General features: G+C 63.8%; 16 protein-coding genes. 4 read left to right on the plus strand and 12 right to left on the minus strand.

Translation table 11 applies throughout. From position 1 onward, the window contains the following. Positions 1-60 precede the first annotated feature (60 nt). Entirely contained in the window at positions 61-1200 is a 1140-nt protein-coding gene (locus tag MGMSRV2_RS17290) for a DNA recombination protein RmuC (protein WP_024081665.1), read from the plus strand. Here the strand turns inward: MGMSRV2_RS17290 and MGMSRV2_RS17295 are convergent. After that, positions 1197-2984, minus strand: a complete 1788-nt coding sequence (locus MGMSRV2_RS17295) for a coiled-coil domain-containing protein (RefSeq protein WP_024081666.1) — start codon at positions 2982-2984, stop codon at positions 1197-1199. The genes MGMSRV2_RS17290 and MGMSRV2_RS17295 overlap by 4 nt on opposite strands. Positions 2985-3147: 163 nt before the next feature. On the opposite strand from MGMSRV2_RS17295, the gene MGMSRV2_RS17300 reads away from it, so the two are divergent. Continuing rightward, a complete protein-coding gene (locus tag MGMSRV2_RS17300; RefSeq protein ID WP_024081667.1) occupies positions 3148-4362 on the plus strand; it encodes an argininosuccinate synthase in 1215 nt (404 codons plus the stop codon). Between the two features lie 54 nt (positions 4363-4416). On the opposite strand, the gene MGMSRV2_RS17305 is transcribed toward MGMSRV2_RS17300, so the two are convergent. The 4 genes from MGMSRV2_RS17305 to MGMSRV2_RS17320 form a co-directional block, all read right to left on the minus strand. After that, positions 4417-4866, minus strand: coding sequence for a PepSY domain-containing protein (locus tag MGMSRV2_RS17305; protein ID WP_024081668.1), 450 nt, complete (start codon positions 4864-4866; stop codon positions 4417-4419). Positions 4867-4952: 86 nt separating this feature from the next. After that, the gene (locus tag MGMSRV2_RS17310; protein WP_024081669.1) at positions 4953-5213 is read right to left on the minus strand and encodes a (2Fe-2S) ferredoxin domain-containing protein; all 261 of its coding nucleotides are present in this window, start codon (positions 5211-5213) and stop codon (positions 4953-4955) included. Then, positions 5214-7865: a cation-translocating P-type ATPase gene (locus tag MGMSRV2_RS17315; RefSeq protein ID WP_024081670.1), complete on the minus strand. Its 2652-nt coding sequence runs from the start codon at positions 7863-7865 to the stop codon at positions 5214-5216. A gap of 72 nt (positions 7866-7937) precedes the next feature. Further along, positions 7938-8591, minus strand: a complete 654-nt coding sequence (locus tag MGMSRV2_RS17320) for a response regulator (protein WP_041633740.1) — start codon at positions 8589-8591, stop codon at positions 7938-7940. A gap of 448 nt (positions 8592-9039) precedes the next feature. Between MGMSRV2_RS17320 and gap the strand changes: the two genes are divergently transcribed. Beyond that, a complete protein-coding gene (gene gap, locus MGMSRV2_RS17325; RefSeq protein ID WP_041634769.1) occupies positions 9040-10041 on the plus strand; it encodes a type I glyceraldehyde-3-phosphate dehydrogenase in 1002 nt (333 codons plus the stop codon). 123 nt (positions 10042-10164) lie between these two features. Next, entirely contained in the window at positions 10165-11385 is a 1221-nt protein-coding gene (locus MGMSRV2_RS17330) for a phosphoglycerate kinase (RefSeq protein WP_024081673.1), read from the plus strand. A gap of 38 nt (positions 11386-11423) precedes the next feature. Here MGMSRV2_RS17330 and MGMSRV2_RS17335 read toward each other — a convergent pair whose 3' ends face one another. The 7 genes from MGMSRV2_RS17335 to MGMSRV2_RS17365 form a co-directional block, all read right to left on the minus strand. Next, the gene (locus MGMSRV2_RS17335; protein WP_024081674.1) at positions 11424-12617 is read right to left on the minus strand and encodes an SEL1-like repeat protein; all 1194 of its coding nucleotides are present in this window, start codon (positions 12615-12617) and stop codon (positions 11424-11426) included. A 131-nt stretch (positions 12618-12748) separates the two neighbouring features. After that, positions 12749-13798, minus strand: a complete 1050-nt coding sequence (locus tag MGMSRV2_RS17340) for a 2Fe-2S iron-sulfur cluster-binding protein (protein WP_024081675.1) — start codon at positions 13796-13798, stop codon at positions 12749-12751. A 93-nt stretch (positions 13799-13891) separates the two neighbouring features. After that, on the minus strand, positions 13892-14920 hold the full coding sequence (locus MGMSRV2_RS17345) for a hypothetical protein (RefSeq protein WP_024081676.1): 1029 nt from the start codon (positions 14918-14920) through the stop codon (positions 13892-13894). A 239-nt stretch (positions 14921-15159) separates the two neighbouring features. Continuing rightward, a complete protein-coding gene (locus MGMSRV2_RS17350; RefSeq protein WP_024081677.1) occupies positions 15160-15864 on the minus strand; it encodes an ABC transporter ATP-binding protein in 705 nt (234 codons plus the stop codon). Between the two features lie 10 nt (positions 15865-15874). Continuing rightward, positions 15875-16636 carry an ABC transporter ATP-binding protein gene (locus MGMSRV2_RS17355; RefSeq protein ID WP_024081678.1) on the minus strand — a complete coding sequence of 254 codons (762 nt, stop codon included), beginning with the start codon at positions 16634-16636 and terminating at the stop codon, positions 15875-15877. Beyond that, entirely contained in the window at positions 16633-17589 is a 957-nt protein-coding gene (locus tag MGMSRV2_RS17360) for a branched-chain amino acid ABC transporter permease (protein WP_024081679.1), read from the minus strand. The genes MGMSRV2_RS17355 and MGMSRV2_RS17360 overlap by 4 nt, the downstream gene beginning before the upstream one ends. Beyond that, on the minus strand, positions 17586-18461 hold the full coding sequence (locus MGMSRV2_RS17365; protein WP_024081680.1) for a branched-chain amino acid ABC transporter permease: 876 nt from the start codon (positions 18459-18461) through the stop codon (positions 17586-17588). The genes MGMSRV2_RS17360 and MGMSRV2_RS17365 overlap by 4 nt, the downstream gene beginning before the upstream one ends. Between the last annotated feature and the right edge of the window lie 42 nt (positions 18462-18503).

Below are 18503 nucleotides of genomic sequence, written 5' to 3' on the forward strand. Positions count from 1 at the left end.
CATGACGGCGCCAAAGCTATGCTATGAAAGCGGCCAGACGATGGCGAAAATGGGGAAAAGATGGTGGACCCGGTTTTGATCGGAGCAGCGGCGGCGGCGGCCTTGGCGGTGGTGATCGTCATCGTCGTGCTGGGGCAAAATGCGCGCGGACGTCAGGACGGCGCCATGTTGCGGGCGGTCGACGGCATGATGCAGGCGCAATCGTCCCTGGCCGGGCGGCTGGCGCAATTGGCGGAAACCCAGGCGGCGGCCCAGACGCAATTGGGTGAACGCCTGCAGGCGCAGGAACGCGCCCTGGCCAAGACGGTCGAGGAACGTCTGGCCGATATGGCCAAGCGCATGGATGACGGCTTGCAGCAATCGTCGCATCGTCAGGCCACCAGCCTGCACGATCTGCGCGAACGGCTGGCGGTGATCGACGCGGCGCAAAAGAACATCACCGAATTGTCGGCCCAGGTGGTGTCGTTGCAGGACATCTTGTCCAACAAGCAAACCCGTGGCGCCTTCGGCGAAATTCAACTGGCCGATCTGGTGCAGGCGGCGCTGCCGCCTTCGGCCTATGAGTTCCAGGCGACGCTTCCCGGCGGCAAGCGGGTGGATTGCCTGTTGAAGCTGCCCAATCCGCCCGGCCCTATCGGCGTCGATGCCAAGTTTCCGCTGGAAAGCTGGCACCTGATGCGCCGGGCCAAGGACGACGCGGAAAAGCTGGTTGCCGGTCGCGCCTTCGCCACCGACATCCTGAAGCATGTGCGCGATATCGCCGAGAAATACATCATCCCCGGCGAAACGGCGGAATCGGCGCTGATGTTCCTGCCGTCGGAAGCCATCTACGCCGAATTGCACGCCAATTTCCCCGAAGTGGTGGAAAAGTCCTACCGGGCCAAGGTGTGGATCGTCTCGCCCACCACCTTGATGGCGACCTTGAACACGGTGCGTGCGGTGCTGAAGGATGCCCGCATGCGCGAACAGGCCGGGTTGATCCAAAAGGAAGTGCGGCTGCTGCTGGACGATGTCGAGCGGCTGGACGGGCGGGTGGCGCAACTGGACAAGCATTTCGTCCAGGCGACGGAAGACATCCGCCAGATCCGCATTTCCACCGACAAGGTGGTCAAGCGCGCCGACCGCATCGAAGCGGTGCAGGTGGGCGACGACGCCGAGGCGGTCGAGGTGCAGGTGACGGCCAAGCTGCCGGGAAATTAACAATCTTCCTTGTCGATTTTTTCCAGCACCGGCCAGAATTCCAGGAACAAGGCGGCCTTGTCAGGATGTTCGCGCCCGCCCTGGTCGGGGTGGAAGGCGCGGGCGAAGGCGCGTTTGGCATCGCGGAAACGATGGTCGACGGCGGGCATGTTGCCATTGGCGGGGCGCGCCTTGGCCAAGGCGAGCGCGTCCTTCAGGACTTCGATCTTGTTGGCGGCCAGTTGCGCCTCGGCCTCGGCCCGCTGGGCGCGTTCCAGCGCATCGTTGACCCGGGCTTCCCAATCGATGCCGGGCTTGGTCTTGTGCAGCGGGATGATCTCGGCGGAGGGAGGAGGCTGCGGCTGACTTTCGCTCTGCGCCACCTGGCGTTCCAACTCGGCGATGCGGCGGCTGCTGTCCAGGCGCAGCCGGGCCAGTTCCCGATTATGGTCGGCGATGATCGCCGCCACGTCGGGCGGCGGCGGCGGCGGGGTTCCGTCCCGCAGCCGTTGGATTTCCGCCCGCAATTCCTCCAGCTTGCCGGTCTGTTCGTGCAAGACACGGCGTTCCGTTTCCAATTCGGCTTGCAGCCGCTGGGCCCGTTCACTGGCCAGCCGTTCGGCCGCCAGGGCATCGGCAAGGGTGCTGCCGGACTGGATTTCCAGCTGGCGGCGCGCCTCGCGTTCCGCCGCCAGTTGTTCGGCCAGTTGGTTTTCCCGGGCCTGCGCCCCTTCCAGACGATCGCCGTCCAGAATCTGTGCCTGACGCGTCTGCCCCAACTCGGTCGATAATTCGGCGATGCGGCCTTGCGCGCGAACCAGAGATTGCGCGGCGTGCTCGAACTTTTCGCGCAGGCTGGCCGTTGCCTCGGCGTGGGTTTCTTCCTGTTCGTTCAGGCGTCGGCGCAGATCGGTGATCTGGCGTTTGGCGTCGCCCAGCGCCCATTCGCCGTTGATGCGGGTTTCCGCCAGTTCCTCGGCATGGCGGGTGCGCAAGGCGGCCAGGGCGGCATCGTGGTGTTGCTGGGCCTGCCGCAACGCCGTTTCCTTGTCGAGTTCCGCCGCCGCCACCTGCTGACGCAGGGTTTCGCTCTCGCTCTCGGCCTGATCCAGGTATAGCTGGCGGCTCAGGCTCAGTTCCTTGGCCTGGTTGGCGTTCAAGGCCTTGATTTCGTCGCGCAGCACCGCCATGCCGGTTTCGGCGGCCTTGGCCGCCTCCTCGGAATAGTGGCGCAATTGTTCCTGATGGCGGCTGGCTTGGGCGGCCAATTCCTCTTCCAGGGCGGTGATGCGGTCCTGGGCGGCGTCCAGCGCATTCTGCCCCTCGCTCTGGCCGCGTTCCTGCGCTTTGGCCATCTCGGCCCTGTAGACGCGCTCGAGCTCTGCCGTGAGCTGCTCCAACTGCGTCACCCGCTGGCGTTCCCGCTCCAGATCCTGGCGCAGGTTCTGGCTAGCCGCTTCCGCCTCGGCCATGATGCCGGCGCGCATGGAGCCGAAGGATTGCAGGTGTGCGGCCTCGATTTCCTGGACGATAAGGTCATGGGCCTGCTTTTGCGCCGCCAGATCACGGTCGTGATTTTGGCGCAGCCGTTCCAGCTCCATGTCGTAATTGTCGAGGAGCTTGGAGACCTGTTCGGCGTTTTTGGCCTGGGTCAGCCGGCGGGCACCGGCTTTCCACAGCCAATAGCGCAGATTTTGACCGAAGCCGGGCTTGGCCGGTTCCACGCTGTCGTCACTCGACCCAAGCAGGCGCTGGGTCAAGGCGATGGCGGTGTTCAGATCGGCGTCGCGGGCTTTGTCGTCCATAGCCGTAACAATGCCAGGACGCGGGGCTTTCAGGAAGTCGGAGAGTATCCGTCAGAAGGCGGAAGGCTGTGCGTTTTCGTCCTTTCGCAGCGCAAGCTTGCCCGCGCCGCGCCAGGGTCTATACTGCTGCGTTCAATCTTTCCCATTTCCAGGGGCGTTTGCCATGAAGGGCGAAGTCAAGAAGGTCGTGCTGGCGTATTCCGGCGGCCTGGATACCTCGATCATCCTGCGCTGGTTGCAGGACCAATATCAATGCGAAGTGGTGACCTTCACCGCCGATCTGGGCCAGGGCGAAGAACTGGAGCCGGCGCGCAAGAAGGCCCAGCTGATGGGCATCAAGGACGAGAACATCTTCATCGACGATCTGCGTGAAGAATTCGTCCGCGATTTCGTCTTCCCCATGTTCCGCGCCAACGCCCTGTACGAAGGCGTCTATCTGCTGGGCACCTCCATCGCTAGGCCGCTGATTTCCAAGCGTCAGATCGAGATCGCCAATCAGGTCGGCGCCGACGCGGTGTCGCACGGCGCCACCGGCAAGGGCAACGATCAGGTCCGCTTCGAGTTGGGTTATTATGCCCTGAAGCCGGACATCAAGGTGATCGCGCCCTGGCGTCTGTGGGATCTGACCAGCCGCACCAAGCTGTTGGACTTCGCCGAGAAGCATCAGATTCCCATCGCCAAGGACAAGCGCGGCGAGGCGCCTTATTCCACCGACGCCAACCTGCTGCACATCTCGTACGAGGGCAAGGCGCTGGAAGACCCGTGGACCGAGCCGGACGAGGACATGTTCACCCGTTCGGTCAGCCCGGAAAAGGCCCCTGATAAGCCGACCTATGTGGAAATCCAGTTCGAGAAGGGCGACGCGGTGGCCGTCGACGGCGTGCGGCTGAGCCCGGCGCAATTGCTGACCAAGCTGAACGAACTGGGCGGCGCCAACGGCATCGGTCGTCTGGATCTGGTGGAAAACCGCTTCGTCGGCATGAAGAGCCGCGGCGTCTACGAGACCCCCGGCGGCTCGGTGCTGATCGTCGCCCATCGCGCCATCGAAAGCCTGACGCTGGATCGCGGCGAGTCGCACCTGAAGGACGACATCATGCCGCGCTATGCCGAGCTGATCTACAACGGCTTCTGGTTCAGCCCGGAACGCATCGCGTTGCAGCAGATGATCGACCATATCAGCCAGAACGTCTGCGGTGTGGTGCGGTTGAAGCTCTACAAGGGCAACGTCACCGTCGTCGGCCGCAAGTCGGAAAAGTCGCTCTATCGCATGGATTACGTCACCTTCGAGGAAGACAGCGTCTATGACCAGCGCGACGCCCAGGGCTTCATCAAGTTGAACGCTCTGCGCATGCGGCTGGCCAAGATGGCGCGCGGCTGATTTTTCCCGTGTTGATGACGAAAAGGCCCCGGAGCGATCCGGGGCCTTTTTGCTTCAGCGGATCTGACCGCTTTGGGCATCGACGCGGAACTTTTCCATCTGGCCGGCATCGTCGGCGGCTTTCACCTGCCAGGCCCCGTTTTTCAGCCCGATTTCGCGGACATCCCAATGGCCGGTGGCGGCCACCGTTTGCACCGCCTGGGCGGCGTCCACCGCTGGGGATTGATGGTTGTTGTTGCGGCTGTCGTTGAAATCGGCGGTCAATTCCGCATTGTGCGGATCGACGCCGACCTTGACCAGGGTGCCGTCACCGGCATCGACCCAGGCCTCGTAGACATTGTGTTCGGTCTCCAGTTTGCGCAACTGAACGCCGTCTTGAACCAGCTTGTAGACGATATAGGTGGGCGGCAGGTGGCCATTGTCGGGGGTGGCGGCAAAGGCTTGGGCCGACAGGATGGCGCCGCCCAGAACGGTGGCGATGATGGCAGTGGCGATGGTCTTCATGATGGTCTCCACAGTGGGGAATTCGTCTGTGAAGACAATGGCGGATTCTACAGTAACCAAGCCTGAACGGCTTGTTCAGCCGCCGTTCATCCGCGTCGCCATTCCAGCAGGCGCGCCATCACCTCCTTGCCGTCGGTGCAGCCGTGCAGCAACGGCCCGTTGGGGCTGGCCTTGATGTTGGGGCCGAGGGCGCAATGGCCCAGGCAGGGCGACAGGCGGATGTCCCAACCCAACCCGCGTGCCTCGATTTCGGTGCGCAGCACCGCCATCACCTCATAGGCACCGCCGCCCGAGCACGAGCCGGCGCCACGACGGCGATTGACGCAGATGAACAGGGTCGGTGTCATCTACCCCAGATGGGGACGCACCAGGCGTTCGGCAAGCTTGCGGATTTCATCCAGCACCAGCACCGATGATGCCACCGCCGTCGCCAAGGCCCAATCGGACCAGGACAGCGCCGTGGTATGGAAGATGGCCTGCGCCGGCCCCCAATGCACCGCCACCACCTGCAAGATCAGCACGCCCCCCAAGGCCAGCCACAGCTTGGCATTGTGGAACAGATGCGGGCCGAAGGCCGATTCCGATCCGACACGGGCGTTGAAGATGTTGAAGAACTGGAACAGCACAAAGGTGGTGAAGGCCAGCGTCCGGGCGCGCTCCAGGTCGCCTTGGCCTTGCGCCCACCACAACACCCCCAAGGTGCCGACCATCATGGTGGCGCCGTACGCCAAGAGCCGCCGCAGCCGGGCGGCGGGCAGGATGGGGGCGCTGCGCGGGCGCGGCTTTTCCGTCATCAGCCCGGCGCGGGCGGGGTCGAAGGCCAGGGCCATGGCCGGTGGGCCGTCCATGATGATGTTGACCCACAAGATCTGGATGGCGTGGAACGGGCTGATCAGACCGATGAAGGGGGCGACGAACACCGACAACAGCGCCCCCATGTTGGTGGACAATTGGAAACGCACGAACTTGACGATGTTGTCGGTGATGGTGCGGCCCTCACGCACGGCCCGCACCACCGAGGCGAAATCGTCGTCGGTCAGCACCATGGCGGCGGCCTCGCGCGTCACGTCGCTACCGGTGCGGCCCATGGCGACGCCGATATCGGCCCGCTTCAGCGCGGCGGCGTCGTTGACGCCGTCACCGGTCATGGCCGCCACGTGTCCCTTGGCCTGAAGGGCGGCGACGATGCGCACCTTGTGTTCGGGGGCGACGCGGGCGAACACGGCGATGTCCTCGACCCGGTCGGCCAATTGGGCATCGTCCATGCGGTCGAGCTCGGCCCCGGTCACCACCTCGCCGTCCAGTCCCAGCAGGCGGCCGATGGCGGCGGCGGTGACGCGGTGATCGCCGGTGATCATCTTGACGCCGATACCGGCGGCACGGCAGGCGGCGATGGCGTCGCGGGCGGCGGGGCGGGGCGGGTCCATCAGCCCGACCAGGGCGGTCAGGGTCAGGGCACGGGCGGCGGCCAACGGGTCGGCCAGGGCCGCTTCATCCACCCGCGCTTCCGCCAGGGCGAGAACGCGCAAGGCCTGACTAGCCATGTGTTCGTTCTCGGTCGCCAATTGGTCGTGCCATTGTTGGGTCAAGGCGTGGTCGCCATCGGCCAGGGCGACGAAACCGCAGCGTTCCATCACCACGTCGGGGGCGCCCTTGACCAGCAGGCGCAGGCCGTCGGGGGCGCGGTGAATGGTGACCATGAATTTATGGGCGGAATCGAAGGGCATCTCGGCCACTCGCGGCCATTGCTCGGTGATGCCGGCTTTCAGGGCCAGCGACAGCAGCGCGCCTTCGGTGGGGTCGCCGACCAGGGTGCCGTCGGCGCCCAGGTGGGAATCGTTGCATAATCCCGCCGCCAACAGGGCCGGGCGCAGGTCGGGCAACGTCTCGCCACTGATGGCGGTGATGGCGCCCTGGCCACCATAGCCGTCGCCGCTGACGGCGAAGCGTTGGCCCAAGGCCCAACCGGTCCGCGCGGTCATCTGGTTGAGCGTCAGCGTGCCGGTCTTGTCGGAACAGATGATGGTGGTCGAGCCCAGGGTCTCCACCGCCGCCAGCCGCTTGACGATGGCGCCGTGACGGGCCATGCGGTACATGCCGATGGCGAGCGTGACGGTGACCACCGCCGGTAGGCCTTCGGGGATGGCGGCGACCGCCAGGGCGACGGCGGTCAGCACCGATTCGCCCCAAGGCTGGCCGCGCAGCAGGCCCACCGCCAGGATGATGCCGACGACGACAGCGGCGATCAGGGCCAGACGACGACCCAGGCCGTCGAGCCGCTCCTGCAACGGCGTGCGGCTTTCCGGGGTGTCGGCCAGCATACCGGCGATGCGGCCCATCTCGGTGGTGGCGCCGGTCTGGGTGATCAGCATCTCGCCGCGTCCCCGGGTAACCACGGTGTTCATGAAGGCCAGGTTGGAACGTTCGGCCAGGGGGGTGTCGGCATCGTGCAGGTTGGAATGGTCCTTGCCGACCACCACCGATTCGCCGGTCAGGCTGCTTTCATCGATTTCCAGGCCATGGCTGGCCACCAGTCGGCCATCGGCGGGAACGCGGTCGCCGGCCTCGATCAGCACCAGATCGCCGGGCACCAGTTGTTCCGCCGGGATTTCCTGTTTGCTGCCGCCGCGCCGCACCCTGGATTGGGGGGCGAGCATGGATTTCAGCGTCTCCAGGATGCGTTCGGCCCGGTATTCCTGATGGAAGCCCAAGAGCGCGTTGAACACGACCACCGATAAGATGACCACCATGTCGGTGGTGTCGCCGATGATGCCGGCCAGGATGCCGGCGCCCAGCAACACCAGGGTGAGCAGGCTTTGAAACTGCTCGAGCAGCATGCGCGCCTTGGATTTGGCCTTTTTCTCGGGCAGGCGGTTGGGGCCGTGCGCGGCCAACCGGGCCGTGACCTGATCGGGTGGCAAGCCGTCATGAAGGTGCGATTGCAGGTGCGCGCACGCTGATTGCGCCGTCACACCGTGCCACGATGGCTGCCCGGTCATTGGCCTGTCTCCGATCCTTTATGCTGGCAACAGCATAGGCCCGGATGGTCGTGGTTCAAGCCGCCCGGTTGATTATTGCGGCGCCGAAGTCAGGCCCATTTGGGCGGCGGCGACCACCGCGCGGGTGCGGTTGTTGACGTTGAGCGCCTTCAAGATGGCGGTGACGTGCAGCTTCACCGTGCCTTCCGCCAGTTCCAGGATGCGGGCGATTTCCTTGTTGGACTTACCTTCGCCCAGCAGACCCAGAACCTCGCGCTGGCGCGGGGTCAGGATGGACATGGCCTGCTCGACCACCGCCGGGCTCAGGCCCTCGCCGCGCGGGGTCGACCGCTCGATCAGGGCCGGCGGCAGATAGACGCCGCCCGACAGCACCAGCTTCAAGGCTGACAGCATCACCCGGCTGGACGAGGTCTTGGGAATGAAGCCGGCGGCGCCGATCTCCACCGCCTGCAATACGCTGCGGCGATCGTCGGCGGCGGATAGCACCACCACCGGCACTTCTCCCGGCAAAATGGCGCGCAGACGGGTCAGGCCGTCATCCCATTGGGCGCCCGGCATGTTCAGGTCCAAGAGCACGATATCGGTGTCGGGGTGGCTTTCCGCCAGAGCGAAGGCTTGGGGGAAATCCCCCGCCTCGACAACCTCGACGTTGTCTTCCAATTGTCCCAAGACGTGGCGCAGTCCCTCACGGAACAACTCGTGGTCGTCGGCGATCAAAATCTTCATGGTACTCGGCAACCCCATCCTTCGCATCCGCGCGGATAATCCCCTGTCCGCCGCCGCTGATCCATATGCCTGCCTGCGGCGAGGGAATGACGGCACCACCATTCTCCCGACGGTAAAGGCATCCGTCCCCGCCGGGGATACTAGCACCAAACTCATACCTTTGTCGCAAACTTATCGGCGTTAATTATCGGCGATATACATTTTTTTCCGTCGCCCCGGTCAAATCGGGCGGGTGGCCCGTTCGTCATACCCACAGCGGTGGAATGTGGTCGCCAAGCGGGCGGCGGCGGTGACCCCCGATAGGGTGGGGTGGTCGGATTTTGCCCGTCGGGTCGGGACTTTGACACTTTCGGGACTGGATTCACCGAGGCGAGTATGCGATATGGTTCCCCGTCTGAATTCGCGCGGAGCCTTGGATTCCGCCGCTGAAATCCCACTGGAGGAAACGATGACTATCCGCGTCGGCATTAACGGCTTTGGTCGTATCGGTCGCATGGTGTTCCGGGCCGTGACGAAGGATTTTCCCGAAATCGAAATCGTCGGCATCAACGACCTGCTGGACCCCGAATATCTGGCCTATATGCTGAAGTACGATTCGGTGCATGGCCGCTTCCCCGGTGAGATCCGCGTTGAAGGCGACATCCTCAACGTCAACGGCAAGCCGGTCCTGCTGACCCAGGTCAAGGATCCGAGCGAGCTCAAGTGGGGCGAGTTGGACGTGGACGTGGTGATCGAAGCCACCGGCCTGTTCCTGACCAAGGAAGCCTGCGAAAAGCACCTGAAGGCCGGCGCCAAGAAGGTGGTGCAGTCGGCGCCGTCCAAGGACGACACGCCCATGTTCGTCTATGGCGTCAACCACACCAAGTATGCGGGCGAGGCCATTGTCTCCGCCGCGTCGTGCACCACCAACTGCCTGGCGCCCGTCGCCAAGGTTCTGCATGACACCTGGGGCGTCAAGCGCGGCCTGATGAGCACCGTGCATGCCGCCACCGCCACCCAGAAGACCGTGGACGGCCCGTCCTCCAAGGATTGGCGCGGCGGCCGCGGCATCCTGGAAAACATCATCCCCAGCTCGACCGGTGCCGCCAAGGCCGTGGGCAAGGTGATCCCGGAACTGAACAAGAAGCTGACCGGCATGTCCTTCCGCGTCCCCACCTCGGACGTGTCCGTGGTCGATCTGACGGTGGAACTGGAAAAGCCGGCCACCTATGAACAAATCTGCGCCGCCATGAAGGCCGCCTCGGAAGGCGCCTTGAAGGGCGTGCTGGGCTACACCAACGAAAAGGTGGTCTCCACCGATTTCCGCGGCTGCAACCTGCCGTCCATCTTCGATGCCGAGGCCGGCATCGCCCTTGACGACACCTTCGTCAAGGTGGTGGTCTGGTACGACAACGAATACGGCTATACCTGCAACATGCTGAAATTCGTTCAGCACGTCGCCAAGAACTAAGTTTCGCGATTGGGGCCTGTTTCGACTGTCGGAACAGGCCCTTATTCCATGTGCGTTTTGCGCCCGTGCCGGGCTCGCTCAGTCGCCGCGCGGGCTTGATCCCTTCTTCAGTGGAGACATCCCATGTTCCGCACCATCGACGCTTTCGACGTCAAGGGTAAGCGCGTTCTGGTCCGCGCCGATCTCAACGTGCCGTCCAAGGACGGCAAGGTCACCGACAGCACCCGCATCGACCGTTCCGCCGCCACCTTGAAGGAACTGGCCGAGCGCGGCGCCAAGGTCATCGTGCTGACCCATTTCGGTCGCCCCAAGGGCCGCGAGGACAAGTATTCACAAAAGTTGTTGCTGGAGCCCCTGGCCAAGGCCGTGGGTCAGGCCGTCGCCTGGGCCGACGATTGCATCGGCCCGGATGCCGAAGCGGCCATCGCCAAACTGAACAACGGCGATATCGCCCTGCTGGAAAACGTCCGCTTCCATCCGGAAGAAGAAAAGAACGATCCGGCCTTTGCCCAGGCCCTGGCCAAGTTGGGTGATCTTTACGTCAACGACGCTTTCTCCACCGCGCACCGGGCGCATGCCTCGACCGAAGGTCTGGCCCATCTGCTGCCGGCGGCTGCCGGTCGCCTGATGCAGGTGGAACTGGAAGCCCTGGCCAAGGCCCTGGGCACGCCGGAAAAGCCGGTGGCGGCGGTGGTCGGCGGTGCCAAGGTGTCGACAAAGCTGGACCTGCTGGGCAATCTGGTGTCGCGGGTCGATTACCTGATCATCGGCGGCGGCATGGCCAACACCTTCCTGTTCGCTCAGGGCAAGGCAGTGGGCAAGTCGTTGTGTGAAAAGGACATGGCCGACACCGCCCGTGAGATTCTGGAAAAGGCCAAGGCGGCCAAGTGCCACATCGTCCTGCCGGTGGACGCGGTGGTGGCGGCTGAATTCGCCGAGAACGCCGCCAACAAGGTGGTGTCGGTGGATGCGGTGCCCGACGACATGATGATCCTGGATGCCGGCCCGGCCAGCATCGAGGCGATCATCGACCGACTGGGCGGCTGCAAGACCCTGGTGTGGAACGGTCCGTTGGGCGCGTTCGAGATCAATCCCTTCGACAAGGCCACCAACGCCGTCGCCCAAGCCGCCGCCGAGCGGACCAAGCAAGGCAAGCTGCTGACCGTGGCCGGTGGGGGCGACACCGTCGCCGCCCTGGCCAAGGCCGGTGTGGACGAGGCTTTCTCCTATGTTTCCACCGCCGGCGGTGCCTTCCTGGAATGGCTGGAAGGCAAGACCCTGCCCGGCGTTGCCGCCCTGGAAATCAAGTCCGGCGGCGGTTGCGGCTGCGGCCACAGCCATTAAGGGCTAAATGATGCCGCCCCCGTGAGGGGGCGGCGTTTTCATGCTTTGCACTTTTCGCTTTGCAGATGCCGCCGATAGGGGGCTTGCGTGGTTTCGTCCCAGTCCAAGGACTTGGCGGCATCCAGCAGGCCGGCGGAAATGCGGCAATTCAATGCCGCTGTCGACAGGTTAGCATTGGCCTTGGCGATGGCTGGTCCCAGTAATGCCCCCAAGGCATCGACACTGGAGACCGTCACCGGGTCGCGTGTGAAGGCGAGATAGCCGCCCCCTGTTGCTTTCTTGTCTTCGATATAGGTGGTTTTGTAAACAGTGAGCGGACTGAACACGCTGTATTTCAGACTGGGCATATAGCGCACCTCGTGGACGCCGGCCATCTGGTTGCGCAGGTGTGGCGGCAGGCGCGGCAGCATGTCCATGGTTCGGCGCATGGTGTCGAAGAATGGCTGGTTCTCTCTTCCGGCATAACCGCGCAGGACGATGCCCTTATAGGTTTCCACCGGTGGGGGTGGTGCGGTCATTCGCACCATGCGGTCATTCACCAGTTCCCGTGCCGCAGGCATCAGCAGGCTGATCGCTTTGGCGGCAGGCATTTCCGCCAGGGCTGCGCTGACGACCAGCATATTGCCCTGCGGCGTGCGGGCGATGGCGGCATTGACATCGACGGAATCGGTGAAGTTGACGGAATCGACCGAGCGCAGATACGGTCCGGCGTCGACCTGACTGTGATGGGCGTTCTCGACCAGACGCATCCACCAGTCGTACAGGCGCTCCCGCTGCCCCATCAAGGCGGGAACCACGCTGAGCTGCACAGGGATGGAGCCGGGTTGGCATGTGGGGGACAAATTGGGGCGCCAACCATCTGCCCGCTCCTGCACGGCGATGATTTTGTCCATGGGCAGTCGGCTCTCCAGCGCGCGGATATCGCCATTAATTCCGGGCATTTCGCCTCGCCGGGCCAAGCGCAACCACAGCAATCCCGTTTCGTCATCCTGGGCTGTCCCCTGCCCGCCGATGACCATGCGTCCCATCAACCACTGTGCCGGCGCGAAACCGTTTTCGGCCAGGGGCCGCAAAATCGACAAGGCTTTAGCGTGATCGCCACTGTCAAAGGCCGCATGCCCGCGCTGCCATTCATTGGCTAGGTTCTGACCGGCGCAGAATACCGCATCCGCGTGGGCCGGCATGGTGGCGAAGACCACCAGGGCTGCCAGCGTCATGTTCCATAAGCGCATGATGCCCCCTCTATGGATAGACACGTAGAATGGACAATGATCCAAACGATGACAACCCTGAAGAGTACAAAAAAGCCCCCTTCCCACGGGGGGAAGGGGGCGATCCGGCAGCCATGAACCCGAAGGTGGGGTTAGACCACGGGCGCCAGCCGGTCGGCGGGCGGCTGCTCCGGTTTGTGTTGGTGGAAATAGCCCTCGGAATGAATCTGATCGGCCTTGGCCCCCAGGGCCTTCACCGCCGTCACGCAGGCCTCGACGAAATCGGGGCTGCCGGCGATGAAGATGGAATGGTTGGACAGATCCTGGAACAGGCCGGGCAGCACGGCGGGAATGCGCCCCATCAGCCCGTCATGCTTTTCCTGGGTCAGGGTGGGGACGAAGCGGAAGCGGCGGTTGCGCGCCTGCCACAGCGCCATGCTGCCCTGGCAATAGATGTCTTCCTTGGTCTTGCCGGAAAACACCAGGGTGACCGGCTGGTTGTAGCCGCGCCTAAGGGCGGCGTCGGCCAAGCTCATGATTGGGGCCAGACCGGAGCCGGCGGCCAGGCACAGCACCGGGGTATCCACCGACGGATCACCGATGAAGGTGCCATAGGCGCCCGACACCTTGATGAAATCGCCCACTTTCACGCTGTCGTGCAGCCAGCGGCTGGTGGCGCCGTCATCGACGCGGGTGATGTGCAGGTTGATCTCGCCGTCGGGCTTGGGGGCGTTGGCGATGGAATAGCACCGGGGCGGCACGCCCCGGCTTTCATCACCCAGCACCAGATACTGGCCGGGCCAGAAGCGCATGGGCTTGCCCACCGGCTTCAAGACGAATTCGGTGATGCGCGGGGTGCGCGGGAACTTGTCGACGACCACGAACAGCATGTTCTCGCGCGGGGGGAACAGCTTGGGCTTGGCGTCGTCGGTGCCCCACTCGATTTCCAGCAATTCCGACAACGGCTTGGCCATGCACATCAGGCCGAAGCCATCCTTGCGTTCGGCCTGGGACAGGGCCATGTCCAGCACCATGCCCTGGTCGAACTGACCCGAGGTCACCTTGACCTTGCATTCGCCGCAGGCGCCGGCGCGGCAATTGTTGGGCAGCGCATAGCCGGCCTTTTCCAGCGCCGACAGCACGGTTTCGCCGTCAGGGCATTCGACCTCGCGCCCCGAGGGCAGCAGACGGATACGACTCATTTCCCCACCTCGACGTCTTGTTTTTTTGGACAAAGGGCCGGTGAGGGTTTTCCCCCACCGGCTCTGGTCATATTTTGGTACTGAAGGGCCGGCTTAGAAGACCGGGATGATGTCCTTCATCTCGATATCGGTGACTTCCTGGCCGGAAATGCCCACTTCCGGGATGGCCGGGAAGGGGATGCCGTAGCGGTCGAGCACGCCCTTGAGGTTGAGCATGGCGTTCTTCCAGTTTTCCAGCTTGGCGTCGTAAGCCGGGATGTGGAAGCCGGCGCCGCGGGCGATTTCTTCGCCCTTGCGCTGGTTGGCGATGAAGTCTTCCGGCAAGTCCCAGAAATCGGCCGGCGGCTCGAACAGGACGGCGGACAGGAACAGATAGCCGGCGCGCACCTGCTTGGTGATGGTGGCGGCGTCTTCCTTGGGCAGGTTGGGGTAATCGCGTTCCATCAGCGCCATGCAGATGGCCATGTGGCGGCCTTCGTCACGACCGATGTTGCGGAAGCCTTCCTTGAACACCGGCTCGGTGCAGCCGGCGGCCATCTGGTGGAAGATGGTGGCGGCGGCGATTTCGCCCATCAGGAAGGACGAGAACAGCACGGCCAGCGAGTACTTGGGCACCGCCTGCTTGTAGCCCGACCAGTAACGGCCACCGTTGTAATACAGCCACTTGGCGTTCTTTTGCAGGGCCTTGCCGATCTCGGTCTTGGGCTGATAGGTGATCGGATCGGGATGTTCCAACAGCTTGGTGATGGCCAGGCCGCACATCTGCTCGTGGTTCTGCTCGTCGCGGGTGACCGAGAAGAAGCAGCGGCGCACCGGGTCTTCTTCATGCATTTCATAGGTCTTGATGAAGGCCGAGGCGAAGACCGGCGGGGCCGACGCGTCGAACACCGACAGCAGCGTCCACCAATAGGCGATAGCTTCGCGTTCTTCCCAGGTATAGGTGGAAACGTCGAAGGTGTCCCACGGCAGCTTGGACGGATCCCAGGCTTCGCGCAGCGAGGCGGCCCACACTTCTTCCATCTTCTTGCTCTGGGCGTGCCAGGACAACGGATAGACGTTGGGCTGTTCCGTTTCCGGCGGGAATTCCATGGTGAGAGCAAGCTTCTCGTTCGAGGCGCTCATCTGACGCTCCTAAAGTGGTCCGGCAAGATTGGCCGGGGGTTGCCTCCGATGGCCGGTGGTTGTTCCACCGCCTTTGTGAGGATTAATATGATACATCATTTGTCATTAGTCAAAGAAAAATGTGTCGCTTTGTGAATTGGAAAATAACGGCGGAAATCCTTATGTTTTAGGCATTAAAAAAGCGCCTTGTCGCATGTTGTGATGCGGCAAGGCGCTTATAATTACAAAAAATGTGGGATTTATAGCCCCAGATAGGCCGCCTTGACCCGCTCGTCGCCCAGCAACACCTGGGCGTCGTCGGCCATGGTGATGTCGCCGGTTTCCATGACATAGCCGCGATCGGCGATGCCCAGGGCCTGAAAGGCGTTTTGTTCCACCAGCAAGATGGTCATGCCTTGGGCCTTCAGCCGCTCGACGGCGTTGAAGATTTCGCCCACCAGCAGCGGCGCCAGCCCCATGCTGGGCTCGTCCAGCAGCAGCAGGCGCGGGTTGCTCATCAGGGCGCGGGCCATGGCCAGCATCTGCTGCTGACCGCCCGACAGCAGGCCGGCGGCCTGTTTGCGCTTGGTCTTCAGGATGGGGAAGGTGTCGTACATGCGCTCCATGTCGTCCGCCGGCTTGGCGCCGCGACGGCGATAGGTGCCCATCAGCAGATTGTCCTCGACGCTCATGGGGCCGAACACCTGACGGCCTTCCGGCACCTGGGCGATGCCCAATTGCACCCGCTTGTGGGCGGGCAGGCGGGTGATGTCGTGGCCGTCGAAACGGATGCTGCCGGCGCTGATCGATTGCACCCCCGACAAGGCCCGCAGCAAGGTGGTCTTGCCGGCACCGTTGGCGCCGACCAGGGCGACCAGTTCGCCCGGCTTGACGGCGACGTCCACGCCCTTCAGCGCCTTGACCCGCCCGTAATGGCTTTCCAGCCCTTGGATTTCTAACAGCATCGGGGCCTCCTTAACCGACCGTGCCCAGATAGGCGGCGATGACGTCGGGGTTGGACCGGATTTCGGCGGGGGTTCCCTCGGCCAGCTTGGCGCCGTAATCCAGCACCAGGATGTGGTCGGAAATGCCCATCACCATCTTCATGTCGTGTTCCACCAGCACCACGGTGATGCCCTGGGCGGCGATGCGTTTGATCACCTCGTCCACCTCGCGCGTCTCGGTGTCGTTCAGGCCGGCGGCGGGTTCGTCCAGCAGCAGCAGCTTGGGCTTGGCCGCCAGGGCGCGAGCGATTTCGAGGCGCTTCAAGGCGCCATAGGACATGGCCGAGGCTTCGGTGTGGCGGTATTGGGCCAGACCGACGAAATCCATCAATTCCCAGCATTGTTCCCGGGTTTCGCGTTCCGACCGGGCCAGTGACGGCAGCCGCAGCATGGAATGCAGCAAACCCTTCTGCAGATGCAGATGGGCGCCGACCATGACGTTTTCCACCGCGCTCATGTTGTGGAAAATCTGCAGGTTCTGGAAGGTGCGGTTCATGCCCAGTTCGGCCAGCTTGTGCGGCTCGACCCCGCCCACTTCGCGGTCGTTGAAGCGCACCGACCCTGAACTGGGGGTGTAGACCCCGGTGATCAGGTTGAACAGCGTGGTCTTGCCGGCGCCGTTGGGGCCGATGATGGAATGGATGGTCCCGGCCTCGATGGTGAACGACAGGTCGCGGATGGCCGAGACACCGCCGAAGCTCTTGGTCAGGTTGGTGACTTTCAGCAGGCTCATGGGGCCTCCTTGCGGCGCAACAGCTTGGCGATGGTGGGAACCAGGCCCTTGGGCATGAAGATCATGGTGCCCATCATGATACCGCCCAGGATGATCGGCTCGAAATCCTCGAAGGCGGCCAGCGCATTGGGCAGCAGCGTCATGATGACGGCGCCGACCACCGAGCCCATGACCGAGGCCATGCCGCCGAACACCGCCATCACCACGAATTCCACCGATTTGATGAAGCCCAGGATCGACGGCGTCACCGTCGGCGTGTGGTGGGCGAACAGCGATCCGGCGAAGCTGGCGAACATGGCCGAGATGACGAAGATCAGCACCTTGTAGCGGGTGGTGTCGATGCCGACGACGCGGGCGCCGATCTCGGCCCCGTGCAAGGCGCGCAAAGCCCGGCCAATGGGCGAATCGATCAGGTTGGTGGACAGCCACACGGTCAGCAGCAAGGCGCCGCCGACCAGCCAGTACCAGGATTGCTCGGTGGCGAAGGTGTAGCCCAGCACGGTGAAGGGGGCCGCCGACATGCCGTCGGGGCCGCCGGTCACCTGCGCCTCGGTGTTGAGGACGATGGAGATGATGACACCGATACCCAAGGTGGCCATGGCCAGATAATGGCCCTTGAGGCGCAGGATGGGCCGGGCGATGACATAGGCCAGGATGCCGACGACGGCGATGCCGGCGGCCATGGCCCCCAGCGCCGGCCAGCCATAGGTGGTGGTCAGGATGGCCGAGGCATAGGCGCCCAGGCCGAAGAAGGCGGCATGGCCCAGGCTGATTTGGCCGGCATAGCCGATCAGCAGGTTGAGGCCGACGACGACGATGGCGTTGAGCCCGGCATTGATGACCACGTCATAGTGATAGTCATTGCGCAGCGCCAAGGGCAGCACGGCGATGACCGCCGCCAGCACGATCAGGCCGCGATGTCGTTGCAAAGCGGGGGGGAGCATGGAGGTCATACCCGGTCGATCCCTTTCTTGCCGAACAGGCCGTTGGGACGGAACACCAGCACCACCAGGATGATGATGAAGGCGATGGCATCCTTGTAGGCAGAGGACAGATAGCCGGCGCTGAGCGCCTCGACGATACCCAGGATCAGGCCGCCGGCGACGGCGCCGACGCCGTTGCCAAGGCCGCCCAGGACCGCCGCCGAAAAGCCCTTGAGCCCCAGCATGATGCCCGATTCATAGGAGACGAAGGTGATCGGGGTCACCACGATGCCGCCCACCGCGCCCAACAGCGCCGACAGGGCGAAGGCCGACAGCAGCACCCATTTGGTGTCCACCCCCATCAGCCGCGCGGCCAGCGCGTTATAGGCGGTGGCCAGCATGGCCTTGCCGGCCAAGGTGGCGTTGAAGAACCACGCGATCACCACGATCAGGGCCGAGCTGATGCCCATCACCCACAGGCTTTGCGGCATCAAGGTGGCACCCATCAGATTGAGCGGCGTTTCACCGGAAAAGGCCGGCAGCGAGTGGATGTCCTTGCCGAACACCAGTTGCACCACGCCGCGTAGGAAGATCGAGGCGCCGATGGTGATGATGATCAGGGCGACCACGTCGGCATCCTTGGCCGGCTGGATGGCGAATTTGGCCAAGGCCATGCCCACCAGCATGGTTACCAGGGTCGCCAGCACGATGGCCAAAGGCAGCGGCACGCCCGCCGCCAACAGCGCCACCGTGCTCATGCCGCCGATGACGATGAACTCGCCCTGGGCGAAATTGATGACGTGGCTGGCATTGTAGATGATGGAAAAGCCCAGGCCGACCAGCGCATAGATGGCGCCGCTGGTCAATCCGGCCAGGATGAACTGGATCATCGACTCGATCATGGGAAAGCCCCCGTTGCGGCCCGTCTTGCCGCCCTTAAGGCG

Origin of the sequence: Magnetospirillum gryphiswaldense MSR-1 v2 (genome assembly GCF_000513295.1) — a bacterium.
Classification (GTDB): Bacteria; Pseudomonadota; Alphaproteobacteria; order Rhodospirillales; family Magnetospirillaceae; genus Magnetospirillum; species Magnetospirillum gryphiswaldense.

Excerpts from the sequence above, each read along its gene's own strand:
- MGMSRV2_RS17290 (WP_024081665.1), top strand. The coding sequence starts at position 61 with ATGGTGGACCCGGTTTTGATCGGAGCAGCGGCGGCGGCGGCCTTGGCG.
- MGMSRV2_RS17295 (WP_024081666.1), bottom strand. The coding sequence starts at position 2,984 with ATGGACGACAAAGCCCGCGACGCCGATCTGAACACCGCCATCGCCTTG.
- MGMSRV2_RS17300 (WP_024081667.1), top strand. The coding sequence starts at position 3,148 with ATGAAGGGCGAAGTCAAGAAGGTCGTGCTGGCGTATTCCGGCGGCCTG.
- MGMSRV2_RS17305 (WP_024081668.1), bottom strand. The coding sequence starts at position 4,866 with ATGAAGACCATCGCCACTGCCATCATCGCCACCGTTCTGGGCGGCGCC.
- MGMSRV2_RS17310 (WP_024081669.1), bottom strand. The coding sequence starts at position 5,213 with ATGACACCGACCCTGTTCATCTGCGTCAATCGCCGTCGTGGCGCCGGC.
- MGMSRV2_RS17315 (WP_024081670.1), bottom strand. The coding sequence starts at position 7,865 with ATGACCGGGCAGCCATCGTGGCACGGTGTGACGGCGCAATCAGCGTGC.
- MGMSRV2_RS17320 (WP_041633740.1), bottom strand. The coding sequence starts at position 8,591 with ATGAAGATTTTGATCGCCGACGACCACGAGTTGTTCCGTGAGGGACTG.
- gap (WP_041634769.1), top strand. The coding sequence starts at position 9,040 with ATGACTATCCGCGTCGGCATTAACGGCTTTGGTCGTATCGGTCGCATG.
- MGMSRV2_RS17330 (WP_024081673.1), top strand. The coding sequence starts at position 10,165 with ATGTTCCGCACCATCGACGCTTTCGACGTCAAGGGTAAGCGCGTTCTG.
- MGMSRV2_RS17335 (WP_024081674.1), bottom strand. The coding sequence starts at position 12,617 with ATGCGCTTATGGAACATGACGCTGGCAGCCCTGGTGGTCTTCGCCACC.
- MGMSRV2_RS17340 (WP_024081675.1), bottom strand. The coding sequence starts at position 13,798 with ATGAGTCGTATCCGTCTGCTGCCCTCGGGGCGCGAGGTCGAATGCCCT.
- MGMSRV2_RS17345 (WP_024081676.1), bottom strand. The coding sequence starts at position 14,920 with ATGAGCGCCTCGAACGAGAAGCTTGCTCTCACCATGGAATTCCCGCCG.
- MGMSRV2_RS17350 (WP_024081677.1), bottom strand. The coding sequence starts at position 15,864 with ATGCTGTTAGAAATCCAAGGGCTGGAAAGCCATTACGGGCGGGTCAAG.
- MGMSRV2_RS17355 (WP_024081678.1), bottom strand. The coding sequence starts at position 16,636 with ATGAGCCTGCTGAAAGTCACCAACCTGACCAAGAGCTTCGGCGGTGTC.
- MGMSRV2_RS17360 (WP_024081679.1), bottom strand. The coding sequence starts at position 17,589 with ATGACCTCCATGCTCCCCCCCGCTTTGCAACGACATCGCGGCCTGATC.
- MGMSRV2_RS17365 (WP_024081680.1), bottom strand. The coding sequence starts at position 18,461 with ATGATCGAGTCGATGATCCAGTTCATCCTGGCCGGATTGACCAGCGGC.